The organism is Negadavirga shengliensis, assembly GCF_042652345.1.
GTDB classification, from domain to species: Bacteria; Bacteroidota; Bacteroidia; order Cytophagales; family Cyclobacteriaceae; genus Negadavirga; species Negadavirga shengliensis.
Genome location: NZ_JBHSJJ010000017.1, coordinates 105,315 through 122,842, shown reverse-complemented (window position 1 = coordinate 122,842; position 17,528 = coordinate 105,315). Strand labels below are relative to the sequence as shown.

Sequence of the window (17,528 nt, the reverse complement as noted above, 5' to 3'; positions counted from 1 at the left end):
TTATTTGTTCAGGGTAATATTGGCGCCTACCGTGAAAACACGGGGCTGGGGATAAAAACCGTTATCCACACCTGCATTCAGGGGATCCCATGATCCGATTTCCGGATCCATGCCGGAGTATTTGGTAATGATAAATGCGTTGTTGACATTTACATAGACCCGCAGCGCATTTACGTGTGCCTTTTGTGTGAGTCTTTCCGGCAGGGAATAGCCCAGGGAAATGGTCCTGCACCTGACAAAAGAGCCATCTTCGACAAATTTGTCGGATGTCCTGTTGTTATCGTTGGTATTGTCATTTCTGATGCCCACGATTCTGGTTTCGGGATTGGCTACATAGACATTGCTGATGTCAGTGGTGGATCCTTCGGGATCTATCAGTTCAAGTCTGGCATAATTGTTCAGTGATTTCCGGTAGCCAAAACTGGTACCGGGATACTCTCCTTCGATCCGCAACTGATTGAAAACCTTGTTTCCATAATTCGCGTTGAAAAACACGTTCAGGTCAAAATTCTTGTAGGAAAACGAGTTATTAAGACCTACTTGAAATTTGGGAATAGGTGAGCCCAGGTAGGTCTGGTCGTTTTCATCGATGATTCCGTCACCATTGAAATCCCTGAAGATCAGGTCTCCAAACCAAATACTTCCTCCTGCTGAACCCACGGGCAACTTCTCACCGTTTCTCACTGGGATAGCATGCGTCTCAAAATCACTTGCCGTGGCAAAAACTCCCTCAACGACATAACCATAAAAATCGCCTATGGATCTACCCACCACTGTTCGGCTGTATTGTCCCAACAAGGACGCGTCTTCTGTAATAAGACTAACCACTCTGTTGATGTTGCAGGACACTGTCAGGTCAGTGGTCCATACAAAATTTTTGTTTCTTATGTTTTTTGAGCTTATCCTAAAGTCAATCCCTCTGTTATTGACTTCGCCGACGTTTACATAAGGGGCTTGTATCGTGCCGGGAGAATATCCCACACCTGTTCCCGCATACATGGGCAACGGAATCTGCATCAAAAGACCGTCCGTGTCCCTGTTATAGATATCTACCGAGAAGTTGAGGCGCCAGTTAAAGAATGTTCCGTCGAGACCGATATTGCTATATCTTGTCTTTTCCCATTCCACAAAAGGGTTGGCCATGTTTTGGACTCTTTGGGATACTCCCGATAGGCCTGTGGGAACAGTAGCCAAGGCAGATGTATAGCGGTAATCAGGAATATTCTGGTTGTTTGTCAGACCATAACCGACACGTAATTTCAATTCATTCATGTCATTCACGCTCTTCAGAAATCCCTCATTGTGAATCTTCCAGGCAAGGGCGCCGGAGTAGGTAGTTACCCATCTGCGTCCCGCGGCAAATTTCGAAGAGCCGTCCGCGCGGACATTCCCTGTCAACAGGTATTTGTCGTCCAGTCCAAAATTCACCCGGCCGAAGTATGATTCCAGGGCATTATGGCCTTTCTCTCCGGAATTCAAAGCGGTCTCCGGATCACCGGCGCTGATTGCCTGCACATTGTTTGAAGGAAAGGTGAAACGGCTTGCGGTTACGTTCTCTGATTTGATCAACTGCGCCTCGTGGCCGGTCATTACGTTCAAATTGTATCGATCTCCGAACATTCGGGAATAGGTAAGGTAGTTTCGTAAAGTGGAATGGGATCTTTGTACAAACCGGTAAGCGGCATTGTTATCCTCCCTTACCACACGCCCCATTTCGTAGCTGGGGAAAAACTGATCCTGCGTAGCCATGGAAAAGCTGCTTGTTACCTCACTCCTCAGTTGCAGGTCTTTCGTAAAGTTTACCTCAGCATATAGGTTGCCAAATAATTGGTTTCTCCTGGTATTGTCCTTATTGATGAGCGCAATCGCATAAGGGTTTACGATACTATTGACCCAGCCATTGGGGTTAAAGGCGCCCCCCCAGCTGCCGTCGGGGTTGGTCACCGCTATATCCGGAGTCTGTCTAAGGGCATCCCTGATAACATTTGAGCCGGAAGTAGTGACATTTTCATCTATATGGACCAGCTGAAGACTAGTCCCGATTTTCAACCAGTTTGTTGTTTTGTTGTCGAGATTAAGGCGTATGGAAGACCTGCTGAAGTCAGAGCCCAGAGCTATACCTTCCTGATTGAAGTGGGAAGCCGAAAGCAGGTATTGCGTCCTTTCATCACCCCCGCTCACCGTAAGGGTGTGGTTGGTCATGGGCGCATTTCTGAACAACTCCCCCTGCCAATCTGTCCCCTCGCCCAAATACTCCGGATTGACAAACTCGGGCCTTTCATCGAATCCCCAACCCAATCCTGTGTTCCTCTCGTTGATAAAAGAGGCATATTCCCTTAAGTTCATGAGAGGGAGCCGGTTAGGTAGCTGTTGAAAGCCCGTACTGAACTCATAATTGATACTTGGCGCTGCTGCTTTTCCCCTTTTTGTAGTGATCACAATAACCCCATTGGTCGCTTGCGAACCATATATGGCTGTAGCGGAGGCGTCTTTTAGCACGTCAACGGACTCAATCTCCGATGGGTTGATCCCTGCCAGGGGGTTGGTGCCGGAACCCAAGGAGGCCGGCCCTCCCATAATGATGCCATCAATCACATACAGAGGTTCTGAATTGCCGAAAGTCAATCCCCTGATCTGCACATTGACGGCTCCGCCGGGCTGTCCTGAAGCCTGCTGTATCACGACTCCCGGAACCTTCCCCTGGAGGGCCTGGTCAATCGTGACCGGATTGGTTCGAAGAATTTCGTCTCCCGATACCGAGGCAATAGAGCCTGTAACGTCCTGTCGCGTTGTGGTTCCATAGCCAATCACAACAACCTCGTCCAGGGAAGTTATATCGGACTCCAGGGTGACATCAATTATTGACTTCTGTCCAACGACTACCTCTTTTGAAGTATAACCTATAAAGCTGAATATCAAGACAGTTTCGGGAGAGGGGGCTTCGAGAATATAACGCCCATCCATATCAGTAATGGTTCCTTGGGTAGTCCCTTTGATAATAACACTCACCCCCGGCAATGATTCATTGTCCTGACCTGATTTCACTACTCCGGACACCCGGATAGTTTGTCCAAAAATGGGGACTGCCCACAGATTCGCCAGCAACAAGATAAGAAAACACTTCAATCCGGCACCTGGCCATTTAATGCGTGTACACGTTTTTAATTTCATAATACATTTTTAGGTTATTTTGAGACAGCGACCTTTCAGGCGGCCACTTAACATGGTAAATGTATTGATTCCATTACCTGGGCAGGGTTCGTTATGTTTTTAATAAGGGGCTTTGATGTTTTACCCCCCTTTTTTCTATCATCAGCATCATATCTTCAATGAAAAAAGAGCAAGAAAAATAACCGTGGCAGGCTGTTTCCGGAATCCTAGGACGGCTTAAGTCACCTGCGAAACAAGTCCCGGTTTCGGAAAGGGGATAACAGGGCTTTTTTTACTTAGTCGGGCTTGTTTTTTAAAAAAGAAGTGTCCGGGGCGGCTGTTTCAAGGTGAGGCCGCTGACCAGCAGGATTTGGATTCCGGGGGAATCCCACTCATTAACGGGACGGCCGCAACCTTTCCCCCCACCCATGCCTTCAAAAAAGGGTCCACCGGATAGCTACCGGGAACGATGACCCCATTTTTAGAACATCCTTACTTCGGGTCCCCGTTATTTTTTGCTACGCAGATATTCTGAAGGTGAAATGCCAAATTCACTTTTAAAATTGATTGTGAACCTCTTTGGCGAATTGAAGCCTACACTATAAGCCACTTCTGCAATTTGCATCTGGCTTTTCTCCAAAAGTTGTCTGCCCCGTTTCAGGCGAATGGTACGGATAAACTCAGCCGGTCCTTTTCCGGTGATGCTCATCAATTTTTTATATAAGTGGCTTCTGCTAAGACCAACCTCGCTGCCCAGTTCCTCCACGGAAAATTCCGTATCGGTGATATGTTCTTCCACCACTTTAATGGCTTTTTCGATCAGTTGCTGGTCCAAAGGGGTGATGGTTATTTCACTGGGGGTGACGTCCATTTTCTGGCTAAACGAAATATGGCATTTCTCTGTCCATTCCAAAAACTTGCGGATACGCAATTTCAGAAGATTAAAATTGAAAGGTTTGGTCAGGTAATCATCCGCCCCTAATTCCAGTCCCTCTATCTGATATTCTTCGGCCGTTCTGGCGGTCAGTAAGATAACCGGAATATGAGACCAGTGGATATTTGTCTTTATCCGACGGCAAAGTTCAGTACCATCCATGACGGGCATCATGACATCGCTTATCACTACATGGACATCTTGCTTGTCCAGTTGCTCTATGGCCTCCTGACCGTTATTGGCCAGCAATACGGTATATTCATCCGACAGGCTGTCTGCCATAAACGCGCAGAAGTCTTGATTGTCATCCACAAACAGCAATACAGGATGCGTGAGCGGATTTTGTCCATCCACCCTCTCTGCCATCTCATCCATTGATATGTCTTCGGGACCCAGTTCCTCCACCTTCCCGGTCCCGGTGATCGGTAGCGTAAAAGTGAAGACACTTCCCCGTGGCACATTGTCCTTCACGGTGATGGTCCCCCCATGCATACCGACATACTCGCTTACAATATGAAGGCCGATTCCGCTGCCCAAGCTATCCTTTGCCTGGGTGGCCTGATAAAACCGTTCGAAAATGTGCACTTTGTCGGTATCGCCGATACCCTGCCCAGAATCCAGCACACTTACGTAGACCATATCCTCCTGCCTGCGAAGATCAACTTCGATTGTACCTCCGCCCTGAGTAAACTTAAAAGCGTTGGAGAGTAAATTGAGCATGATCTTCTGTACCTTGGCCGCGTCAAACTGCATCATGAGGCAATCCGCTTCACAAGTGAAGGCGAAGCTCATATGCCGATCAACGGCGTAATCATGAAAGGGTAAACATATGTTCCTTAAAAACCCCACGAAATCCCCCTGTCTCATGTGCAGAGATTCAGCGCCGGCATCGAGTTTCCGGAAATCAAGCAAGGAATTGATCAGTCTCAGCAATTGTTCTGCATTCTTCTTGACCAATCCCAGCTTTTGACGCAAGCCGTCTCCCAAATCCTCCTCAAGAATGGTCTGCAAAGGCGCAGTGATCAGCGTCAACGGGGTTCGCAAATCGTGGCTGACATTGGTAAAAAACCTGAGTTTCATTTCGTTGAGGCTGACTTCCTGCTCACGCTCCAGTTGTATTCTTTGCTGCTCAAGCCTGGCATAGTGATGCTTTCGCGTACGATAAATCACATACAAAAAAGCACCTATCCCGAAGACTATATATAATGCAATCGCCCACTGTGTGCGATAAAAAGGCGGCATGACGAAGATATTCAAAATCGAGGCCTCTTCATTCCAAACCCCGTCGCTGTTGCAAGCCTTGACAGAGAGTTTGTAGCTTCCGGGAGACAATGAAGAAAACACAATCCTATTGTCGCGTATGTTGATCCACTCATCATTGAATCCATCCAACTTGTAGGCATATTTTACCTTGTCGGCGCGCAGCAGGTCCCCAGTGGTAAACTGCAACGCGATCAGCTTATCGTTATGCCGGAAAGTCAGCGAGTCAGTTTGCTCCATCGGACGCTTTAATAAGGTACTCCCATTATAAGGCGAGTCTACTTCGATATCGTTGTTCCCGATGCTCAATCCCGTAAAGATCACCTTGGCAAGGGGCTGTTTCTTTTCCACCAATTTGTTGGGATTGACAATGCTAAACCCCTCTGTTCCGCCAAAAAGGATATCGCCGTTGCGAAGTTTATAGATGGAACGGTTGTTAAAATAGCTGTCCTTAAACCCGTCCCCGGTGGAAAAGTTTCGAATGCCAACTGCGGCCACCTCTCCTTGATCCCGTTCGACCGAGAGCACAGACAATCCGTTACTCGTTGTCACCCATATATGCTGATTGTCATCTTCAATGATGCCTCGAATCAATTCATCGCCCAGTCCCTTTTCCTTGTTAAAGTAATACAGCGTATCCTTCTTCGTATCCCACAAGGTCAAACCACGTGAATGACCTAACCAGATAATTCCATTCTTTTCCTTATACACGTTGGAAATTGTCCAATTACCAAATTCCTGCGTTCCTTTCTTGTTTTGAAAATGAACGGTGTACTCGCCGGTCACGATATCCACCACCCAAAGTCCGTTGACGGTACCAATGTAGAGTTTGTCTCCTCCATCATAGTACATATCGAGTGGGTATCTGATGTCTTCGCAGATGGTATGGAGGGAGTCCAGGCTCCCTTTGCCATGAGGCAAACATTGTAGCCCGCCACCAGCCAAGGTTCCGATCCACAGATTCCCGTATCTATCCTCCTTAAGGTTCCAAATATCATCAGATATTAGCCCGCTATTGTGGCTGGCATATCTTCTAAATGCCCCATTTTCATAGCAAAAAAGACCTTCCAAGTATGTCCCAATCCAGACCCGACCCCTGCTGTCTTCCAACAAAGAAACCACGGCGATGTTGTTGCCTATCGGCTGTTTTTTGATGCTTCCTTCTCCTGCATTTTCTTTTAGGAACAGGCCATTACCATCTGTTCCCAACCAAATATTCCCTTTACTATCCTCCAGGATAACACTTACATCCGTGCATTCCGGATCGTCCACATTGATGATATTATTAAAACTATTATGGTAATACGACAACCCCTTCTTGTTGTGACCGACCCATATAACGCCACTATCGTCTCTGTATAGGCATACCACATTATTTGAAGAAATCGATGTGTTTTTTCCCTGCCCCTCCAGCAAGTTGGTGAGGGTTTCGCTTGATCTGTCGTAAATAAACAGTCCATTGTGATCGGTACCTATCCAGATATGGCCACTCTCATCATCGAGTATTTCCAAGATCCTGTTGCTTATGCCTTTGGTCGACGACCCCATGAGCAGCTTATTCCAATCGGCATCCGGAGTCCTCCTGTAATATACCAGACCGGACTTACCGGAAAAAAGCCATAGGCCGCCGTGACTGTCAGCATATACTTTGCTGTAGATTTCCGGATATTCTATATCTGTCAGGGTATGTAGTTTCTGATCTCCGGTTCGTTTGTCCAATTGCCAGAGTTCTCCCGGTTTCAAGATACCATACAAATATTCACCGCCATCGCTGAGCGCAACCGAAACCACTTCATCCAACCGTACATTTATATTGAAAACCTTGACGTGTTTTCCACGGGTGTCGTAGTGATATATTTTTTGTTCACTCAGCACCCATAGATCCTTTTTTTTGTCTACGTATACATGGTAATTGCGATCCACGTGAATACCCAATTCCTGTAAAAAAACAGACACGTCAGTAATAAAATTATCCTTGTTACGATTATACACCATATAGGTAGGGCTGCTGATCCAGATATTACCCAGCCCGTCCTCCTGCAACCCCGAAATATTGTTGGATACAATGGTATGAGGTACTCCGGGCTCCTCAGTATAGGCCTTAAACCCGTAGCCATCGTAGCGGTTCAATCCCGATTCGGTGCCAATCCATAAAAAACCATAGCTGTCCTTTAATACAGCACTGACGCTGCTATTGGAAAGCCCGTCTTTCGTCGTAAGGTATTGAAATTGAAAAGGCTGCTGCGCCATCAGCCTAGCGGCATGTGTAAACACTAAAATCAGTGTACAGAAAACCCGGACTACATCACCAGCCATATACTTATTACCAATCGTTAGCTATTTGTGGTATTTAAGATAGAAAAATACAATTATTATTTATCCTCAAATTTCGGGAAATTTTACAGGATGAACCAATGGGTTTTGGCTCATCCTGCAAATGGCCCCAGTCTACTTCCGGCGACCGGAACCTGATATCCATTTATAGCGGTATCGTCTGAGCTGTCCCGTTGTAACCCACCTTTTTGCCCTGAGGTTCGTCTTCAAATGCCTGTGGTCTCTCTTTACTTACAGGCACAATGACAAATTTACGGTCCTCAAGCATCCCGTCAAACCCTCCTGCTCTCTCTCCGATAGTCAGGATTCCCCTCGTATCATCATAGCTGAAAGAGATGGTTGAATAACCACCCTTTTCGTAGTTGTAATTTGCTCCCTCATCCTCATACAATGTGAAACTGCCGTCTTGTCCCCGGTAGACATACAGGACAATGGTCTCTGCCGGTTTTTCATCACTGTACTGTATGTCAGGACCGACCGGAATGATGGCGCCTTCACGGATATACAACGGGATCCGGTCATAAGGAGCGTCCACCCTCAACTGCTGTCCTCCTTGGATGTATCTTCCCGTATAGAAGTCGTACCAGTTTGTCCCTTTGGGAAAGTAAACCTCGCGGTTCTGTGCCTGGTATTCATAAACCGGACATACCATCAAAGCCGGCCCAAACATAAACTGATCACTTAAATTTTCGACCTCTCTGTCATGCTGAAAATCCATCACTAACGGCCGCATGATGGTGTAGTCATCAAAATAGGTTTGGCCTGCCAGCGTGTACAGGTACGGCATCAATCGATAACGCAAATGGGTGTAATACAATATAGACTGGTAGGCAGGATGGCCTTCAGGGGCGATGTGCCATGGCTCACGATAAGGGAATTGACCGTGGGCCCTGAACAACGGCGTAAAGGCACCAAACTGATACCATCGGGTATTCAATTCCCGCCATTCCCTCAAATCGGCATTTTCCTTTCCGTTTTTATCGTACTCCAGTTGCGCGTTGACATACCGGTCTTCCACACAAAATCCCCCAATGTCCATGGTCCAATAAGGGATGCCGCTCATGGCAAAATTAAGACCAGCCGAAATCTGGGCTTTCATATCTTCCCAACGTGTCGCAATGTCACCGCTCCAAGTGGCCGTGGAATAACGCTGCAAACCGGCAAAACCTGAACGGGTCAATAAGAAAACGCGCTTATCAGGGGCCACGCTGCGCTGTCCGTTGTAAATTGCCTCAGCGTTCATCAGCGCATAGGTATTAAAATATTCTGTAGAAGATCCTAGGGCGGTAGGGCCAGAAAGCGCTTTGCGGTAATCCATATCCGTACAGTCCAGGATGTTGGGCTCACTGGCATCCATCCACCACGCATCTATCCCCAATGGGTAATAATGTTCATGTATCTGGTTCCAAAACAGCTTCCTGGCTCCCGGGGAATAGGCGTCATAGAATGATCCAACATATCCCGGACCTACCCAATCCCTAATGCTGTCCTTCACGGCCTGCCGGTACATCCAGCCTTCCCTGTCAAACTCCCGGTAATGTTCGGTGCTGGCATAAAACTTGGGCCATACCGAAATCATCATCTTACCGTGCATCGCATGGATGGAATCCACCATGGCTTTCGGGTCCGGAAAACGGCTCTCATCAAACTCATGGCTTCCCCAGGCGTCCTCGGGCCAGTGGTTCCAATCCAGGACAATGTTGTCGATCGGAATCTTACGGTCCCGGAATTCCTGCAGCGTACTGAGTATTTCATCCTGGGTTTTATACCTCTCGCGGCTCTGCCAGAAGCCCATCGCCCATTTTGGCATGATCGGAGACTTGCCGGTCAGTGTACGGTATCCCTTGATGATTTCGTCCATAGAGTCGCCGTAGATGAAATAATAATCCATCTTCTTGTTCATCTCGCTCCACCACACCTGTTTGTCCAATTCATCCGCTTCCTGTGGCGTCTGTACCCTCAATCCAAAATACGATCTTCCCCCATCGGGCTTCCATTCTATGCGCAACGGAACCTTCTTACCAGCCCCCAACTCAGAGGTAAATTTATAGCTGTTCGGATTCCAGGATGTTCTCCAGCGCTGCGGTACCACCAATTCATCATTCAGGTACACTTTGACATACCCTGCGTAATACAGGTTAAACTGGTAAGTCCCGTCGTGGGGTGCTTCGATAGTACCCTCATAAGTCACATCAGCTCCTTTCAAAGGAAAATTTTCAGGTAAATTCCTTACTGTTTTGATATTTTCAAAATGGAGTGAATCTTCCCTGCGCACCATTCTGGGCCAATCCAAGGCCTGGGACTCATAGGTCCCTGTCAGGCCACCTGGTTGCCCTCCTTTATCATACAGCGTAAATACCTGGTTGAGTTGTTTATATTCGCGGCTGTCGCCAAAACGGCTTAAAGAATAGCTGTCCCACAGGAGACCATAGTTTTTATTGGAAACCACAAAAGGTACAGATACTTTGGTATTGTATTGAAACAACTCTTCGCTTTTTCCTTTATAATTAAACTCATCAGCCTGGTGCTGCCCCAATCCGTAAAATGCTTCATCATCCGGGGAATCAAACAGCTGCCTGATCGAATAGCCCATTGTTCCCTCTACCTCAATAGGCGTAAACGACTTGCCTCCCCCCTGCTTCTCGGCCAGAATTACCCGACCGGCTTTATCCTTAAAAGTTATCCCACCATCCGATTTGGAGACCGATACATCCAGCCGGGCCGTGCTTAATGCTATGGAATCACCGGTATCCGCTATCGTATAGGGAACTGTTCGAAGTCCCGGAATGACAATCAAACTGGAATCACCGGAAAATTCATCTTCAGGAGTGGCCGAAACATGAATGAGCTCATCTCCCAAAACCCGTAAGCGAATCCTTTGGGCGTCCGTTTTATGTCGTTGGTACAAGGTAATCACAACACCATCTTCCGTTTGTTGATATGGAGGTTCAGCACATGCTGCAAAGATCAGCAGTGCCAAGAGATTCAATAGCTTTTTTCGGTTTCTCATTTAAAGGGAAAAGTTTTCAGGAGAACATTTAGCCTTCAAATCTCTTATTAAAAAAAACATTCCGGGGGCTTCCATGTTTCCAAAAAGGTGTCATTATGAATTAACATGACGCCATCTGTAAAATCATACCATAAAAGACAACCACACTACTGGACTCCGGTGTGGACACACAGCCCATCATCATCGCCCATACCGGGACATATGAAAAAAGCCGGGTATCTTGCCCGGCTCGTTAATAGGTTCATCTTTCTACAAATCCTTAATCCACGTCCCAGAAAATCTTGGTGGTGAGTTTGTCCTTGCTCTGAACAGCGGAATAGTTTGCAGCATTGAACGACTGCTCCACTCCTGGATACATCCACCTGGAAGGAGGCTGACTTTGCTGATTGGAATCATCGTTCCGGAAAACAAGGCCCAGTGCATCCAGTCTTCTGAGTTCCGCCCAGTTTTCATTAGGCTGAACCACGTTTAAATGAAGCCATTTTTGCCTGGCAATCAGGCCAATCCTGTCATCCAATGAAGCGGCCGCATCCCATGAGATAGCAGGCTGGGCCAAATAGGCGGCCATGTCAGCTGCCGTAGGGACAACCGGAGCAGGTGACTCACTGTTGTTACTTAGACTTCTGAGAAACTGATAAAAGCCCATTGACTGACGAATAGCCTCTTCATAATGATCCCTGGCCTGGGCATTCAGATTTTCTCGCAGATAGTATTCGGCAGCCAACAAATGTACTTCGGCAGCGGTGACCAGCAAACCCGGGAAGTACTGGTTTCTGCTTATGGTGGATCTGTTGTATCTCGACAATGTCAGGGTTCCGACAAGCTCATTTTGTGCCGATGGATTCATCAAAGGATCCAGCCCCATATATGCCCCCTCCGCATTTTCTCCCGGCTCAAAGATATAGGATAACCTTGGATCATTATTGTCCAACATATGATCTATAATGGCTTTTCCGGCAATGTTTCCATCCCAGTCTTCCAGTCCGCTTTGAAAATCAGTAGCAGACATCAAGGTCCCCAGTTCATGAATCCTAAAGGTGATGTTGTCGGCATTACTGGTGACAATCGGATAGTTACCCGGATTGGATAAGATTGCATTGATTTCGGATTTCGCTCTGGAACCGAACCCGCCGGTACCACTTACCCTGGTAAGCATCCTTAATCTTAAGGAATTGACATACTTCCTCCACATGTCGATGTCACCCCAATTGATCAAATCCTGGGTTTTAAACTCCGCTTCTACAGCCTGATTCAGTGAAATCGTCCTCAATTCATCCGCAAACCCGGCAAGATCATCCAGCATTTTTGTATAGATACTTTCCGCCTGGTCATAAGCCGGGTAGGATTTGGTATAATCGCCCCCATTGGTACTGAGCATACCTGCTTGACTCCAGGGCAAATCTCCGTAAAGATCGATCATTTGTTGCGTAAAATCATAGAAATAGGTGGCCGCCGCAATCATATAGATTCTCCTTTCGTTCTTTTCCGCATCAGATAAGCCGGCATATACCTTCTCTACTTCCCGGTATTGCGCCACAAATTGGTAGTATCTGTTCCAGCGATCATTTACAGCCGCAGAACCGGGCACATATTGGTTTTCCACATTGACCCATCCCACAGCCTGGTTGTACCTGTTAGAGGTGAGCCGGTGTATGACAAAGTAATTCCAGTAGCTGGGCAATACGTCCCCCCTGTTTTGAAAGATCATTCCTGTAAACTGCTTCCCCACCGTCGTTTCAGGTAGTTTAGAGGGGTCCGTATAGTTTTCCTCGAAATCGGACATTTTACAACCAGCGAGACTGCCTGCCAACAAACCGGTCATCAATATTATTTTTATTTTCATGGTATGTCTTGTTTAATGAAATCAATCAAATTAGAATCTGGCCCTTAACATAACACCTCCCGTCCTGGTGGCCGGGTTGGTACCTGCACTGGTGAGCGTCTGGAACCACCTGGATCCCCCTGTGAGCACTTCCGGATCCAGGTCTTTGATGTTTCTGTAGAAGAAGAAAAGGTTTCTTCCAAATACCGACAGGTTCAGGTTGGATGCCCCGACTTTTCGCGCAATGTGGGAAGGGAAAGCATATCCAAAGGACAATTCCCTCAATTTGAAATAGGTGTTCTCCTGGATATACAGTTCATACCTGGACTGGCTGTACTGCGGACCTCCCCAATTGTAGGTTCGTTGATAATACAGCGCCTGGGAAATCACGTTGGTATTCGGTTGGCCATCGGCTGTCACCCCTTCCATCAGCATCCCATCATGATGAACCCTTTCTCCATTGGGGCCCTGGGCGGCATCGGTCTGTACGCCTTTACCTTCATCATTGACATAGTAGGAAAGCCCACCTCTTTCTTTGTTCATGTAATTCAGGCTTTCCTCAGTCAATCCCCGGCTGATCATCCAGTTGATTCCCGTGGGCATTACATGGCCTCCGATCTGAAAATCGGCCAGTACGCTTAGCGTGAAGTTTTTGTAGCTAAGCTCGTTCATGATCCCACCCACAACTTTGGGCATGGCATTACCCACTTTGATCCAGTTCTGGTCATCGATTTTATACAGCCCATTTGGCTGTACGATCTTCTGTCCGCTGGCATTGGTCTCAACGGGTCTGGCATAGAAGTCTCCCATGGGTTGTCCCACCGTGGAGCGCAATTGCGCGGCATTGCCATCATAGTCGGCGTGCAAAATCTCCGTGGCATTATCGGTAAGTTTCTCCACGATGTTGCGGTTCCTGGCCAGGTTGACGGTGACATCCCAGTTTAATCCGCCAGTGCGCCTAAGAACGTTACCGTACAAGCTGGCCTCTATCCCTTTGTTCCTAAGTGTACCAATATTGGTCAACACACTTCCTGCACCGGCAGACCAGGGTAAGGTAAGGTCTAATATTTGATCTCTGATCTGCGCATTGTAATAGGACACATCAAAACCAAACCTGTCCTGGGCAAACTTCATGTTCAAGCCCACCTCAAATTCGTGTTTTTCTTCGGGTCTGATGCCATCATTGCCAAAGTTACCTGGAATCAGGGTGTACAATACATTGGCTCCTCCGGGCTGTTGTGTTCCGAGTGTATTTTGCGTATAGGCAATATTTGCCCGATATATATCGGGATAATTGCCCACGATACCCCATGAACCTCTCAGTTTGGCTGCGCTGATAAAATGGGGCATTTCGACCGCGTCTGACAAAATAAAGCTCGTGTTGGCGGAGGGGTAATAAAGCGTGTTGTTGTCGGGATGCATGACGGAGATCCTATCCCTTCTGATCGTTCCTTCCACATACCAAATCCCCTTGTAATCCAAATTCAGTGTGCCCAAGGTTGCGTCCAACACATTAAATGTCCTGGTTGAGCTGTTATTGGGCAGGTTTGCTGAAGCGACGACATCAAATAAATTCTCGGTACTCAGCCCGCCATTGGTACTTCTGGTGACCCTTGAAAAGGTTTCTTTTCTGGCAGTATAACCGGCTGTTGCCGTTAATGTCACTTCATCGGTCAGTTCTTTCCGGTAGGAAAGCAACACGTCTCCATACAGGATGCTAAATACCTCCGTACCCATGCCAAAGGCACCGGACGGCCCAAAGGCCAAAGGACGTTCAGTAGCAAACCTGTCTTCTGAATACCTGTAAGTATAATCTGTGGAAATCCTGGCACGCAAGCTCAACTCATCCGTAATCCGCACACTGTTGGTCAAGCTTCCGATTACCCTGTTGCTCAATTCAGAAGAACGGTGTCTATTAACCCTCCATACATAATCGGCGATATCACCAAGAAACCCGTTGCGTATGATGTTTTCCTCTGGTGTGATGCTCTGGCCGGTACCGGTTACGAACCTGTAGCCCCTGCTCGTCTGGTACCTGTCCAAATACCAGGCGCCGTTGTCAAACCGGGTCATCATACCCGTAAAGTTGTTGATCATCCTGTCCACCGAATAGGGGCGATTCGCGGTGTTTTGGTTGATATAGTTGACCATCAGGTCCGTCGTCACCCTTTTGGAAACCCGGAAAGTGGAGTTGAAGTTGGCGATGTTCTTGCTGTTTTTCGAATTGAGGCTCAGTGCCTCGTTATCCTGCCTGGTAAGAGACAAGCGTATATCCGCATTTTCCGTTGAATTGGAAATTGCCACATTGACCTGAGAACTGGCCGGATTGTTAAACAACGCGGCGTAATTGTTTTCCTGCGCCACATAAGGCCTCATCTGCCCATCCCAGCTCATAACAGGCTGGCCGTCAAACTCCGGCCCAAAATTGAGGGTTGTATTGGCCAACCCCCTGATATTGCCATCGTAACGAATAAAGCCATCGTCATCCTGTCCCAGACTAAATACATGACTTGGTCCGCCCGGTCCCCTCACGTTTTGGTACCTCGGGAGATAAGCGATTTTATCCACGGCATAACTGGCATTGAAATCTACAGCAAACCCCTTCACACCGGCGGCGCCTTTCTTCGTCGTGATCATGACCACCCCGTTAACCGCTTCAGATCCATATAAAGCGGCCGCAGAGGCACCTTTCAGGATGGATATGTTCTCGATATCCTCAGGGTTGATGTCCAACAGACCGTTACCCCTTAATCTCTGGTCTGACCAGTAGTCGTTGTTCCTGACCTCCTCATTCCGGATAGGTACACCGTCCAGAATAATCAGAGGTTGGTTTCGACCTAAGATAGAGTTGATTCCCCGGATCTGAATGTTTACCGCAGAAGTGGCACCACCGGCGCCGGCCTGGATGCGGACACCGGGAGCCTTTCCATATAGAGCAGTCGCAAAGTTAGGCGTTCCTACCTTTATCAGTTCATCGGATTTGATGGTAGCCGTGGCATAACCCAAGGCCCTTTCGTCCCTGGGAACGCCAAAGGCAGTCACCACCACCTCACCTAAAGCGGATACATCTTCTTCCAGGACGATGTTGAATTCCGTCCTGCCATCCACGGGTACTATTTCCGTCCTGAATCCGATATAGGAGAAGGCCAAAGAAGATCCTTCAGGCACCGATAGTGTAAACCGGCCGTCTAAGTCCGTGACCGTGCCTATGGATGTACCCGGTACGGACACCGTCACACCGGGCATAGGCTCTCCTGAAGCATCGGCGACGGTTCCCCGGACATCTACATTGATGATCACCGCGTTCTGAGGAGCGGCCCTTCTCCCGCTCTTTGTCCTTTTTACATGGATATTGTTATTCACCTGCTTGAACTCCAAAGGCGTTTGCATGGCGATATCCACGAGCAAATCATAAAGCGACTTGTTTTTTCCGTTCGTGCTTACCGTTTCCAATCCACTGACGTCCTTTTGGGCAAAGACGAAATTGAACCCTGTCTCTTTCTCAATCCGGCTAAAGGCGTTTTCCACGGATAAGTTATCGATCTCCAATTGGATCATGATTTTATCAATACTCTTCACCTGGGCCGTGCCGTTCCAAGCAAAGAGGAGCGTCATGGTCATGCATTGAAGGATCAGCGCATGGATAAATGTTTTGGTCATGCGTATTAGAAGTAATACTGTTTCATTTTTCATATCTTTACATAGGTTTTGTATGCTGTCCAAAGGACAGTGTTATAAAATGTTTATCTGGAACAGTGGATTTGGTCGTTTGCTTTCCAGATGAAAGATGATTCAGGCGGGTGATGTCACAGTCACCTGCCTTTTGTTTTCAGGAGTTTTTTTTCTTCATAGGCATCAATGGGTTTAAGTCTATTTGAAATGGATCTTTACTTGATCATCCCGGATGGTATAATCAAATTCCCAGGAATAGGATAGTCCCCTTAAAATATTGGCCAGGGTTTCTTCCTTGAATTTTCCGGAAAACACCAAACTGGATGGGATATTGCCGGCCAGCACAATTTCCACCCCATACCAGTTTTCCAGTATAGCAAAGGCCTCCTGCATGGGAGTCCTGTCAAACACAATCATTCCTTTGGTCCAACCGATGACCTGCTCCTCGCTGAAAACCTTCTTTTTCATAGAGAAATCATTCGTAGAAACCAGGGCCATTTCTCCTTTTTCCAGTAACATTTCACCCGTATCAGACCGGCTGCTTTTTACGGATACTTTACCACTCACCAGCGCCACGCTTATCATTTCTCCATCGCGTGTGCTCACGTTGAAACTGGTACCCAGGACGGTCGTCACCACCTCACCTGTGTACACCCTGAAGGGCCTCGCCTCGTCCCGGTATACATCAAAAAAAGCTTCTCCCTCAAGAAAAACCTCCCTTTCGCCGGAGGAGAAGTTTTTCACATAGGAAAGTTTACTGCCGGAATTAAGGATCACCTTGGTACCGTCCGACAAAGTGAGGCTTGATTTTACGCCGGGACTGGTGGCATGTACCATGACTTCCGGCTTAAGTTGTTTTTCTTCACCAAGGGGTTTATCAAAGTACAGCGAAAATGCCGCCCCTAAAGCAAAAACCAAAAGCGCCACAGAAGCTACCTTAGCTGCCCAATGATTTTGCCGGCTGATATACACCCGTTTTTCGATTCTCCGGATGGTTCCTTGGATACCGATAGGAACGGTCTTGGCGGCGGGCCCTACCCCGGGTGCTTCTTCTTCCAGTTTACCGCTGATCGCGCGCCATAACCCTTCCTTATCAGCCGTCTGCAGCTTTCTGGTTTTCACATTGAGGTTGATCAGAATTTCTCTGGCCACTTTTACTTGGTCCACTTTTTCCGGGTAATCCTCAAGGCACTTCTCCCATATAATATTGGTTTCTCTATCTGGATTCAGTACCCATTTTTTAAAATCAGGATCCAAGACAAAATCCTCTACTTTATATTCGGAAATATCCATACTTATTTTCTTACAATTATATAAGTACGGAAAGTGCTGGTTTTACCTGCCTG

General features: G+C 47.4%; 6 protein-coding genes. All 6 read right to left on the bottom strand.

Going from position 1 to position 17,528, the window contains the following annotated elements:
• Window positions 1-3,171: a SusC/RagA family TonB-linked outer membrane protein gene (locus tag ACFPFU_RS22025; protein ID WP_377068208.1), complete on the bottom strand. Its 3,171-nt coding sequence runs from the start codon at window positions 3,169-3,171 to the stop codon at window positions 1-3.
• Window positions 3,172-3,658: 487 nt separating this feature from the next.
• On the bottom strand, window positions 3,659-7,660 hold the full coding sequence (locus ACFPFU_RS22020; RefSeq protein ID WP_377068206.1) for a hybrid sensor histidine kinase/response regulator: 4,002 nt from the start codon (window positions 7,658-7,660) through the stop codon (window positions 3,659-3,661).
• 163 nt (window positions 7,661-7,823) lie between these two features.
• Window positions 7,824-10,688, bottom strand: a complete 2,865-nt coding sequence (locus ACFPFU_RS22015) for a TIM-barrel domain-containing protein (RefSeq protein WP_377068204.1) — start codon at window positions 10,686-10,688, stop codon at window positions 7,824-7,826.
• Between the two features lie 259 nt (window positions 10,689-10,947).
• Window positions 10,948-12,531, bottom strand: coding sequence for a SusD/RagB family nutrient-binding outer membrane lipoprotein (locus ACFPFU_RS22010; protein WP_377068202.1), 1,584 nt, complete (start codon window positions 12,529-12,531; stop codon window positions 10,948-10,950).
• Window positions 12,532-12,561: 30 nt separating this feature from the next.
• Complete coding sequence (locus tag ACFPFU_RS22005) at window positions 12,562-16,203, bottom strand: SusC/RagA family TonB-linked outer membrane protein (protein ID WP_377068200.1); 3,642 nt, start codon at window positions 16,201-16,203, stop codon at window positions 12,562-12,564.
• 177 nt (window positions 16,204-16,380) lie between these two features.
• Window positions 16,381-17,475, bottom strand: coding sequence for a FecR family protein (locus ACFPFU_RS22000; RefSeq protein ID WP_377068198.1), 1,095 nt, complete (start codon window positions 17,473-17,475; stop codon window positions 16,381-16,383).
• Window positions 17,476-17,528: the final 53 nt, after the last annotated feature.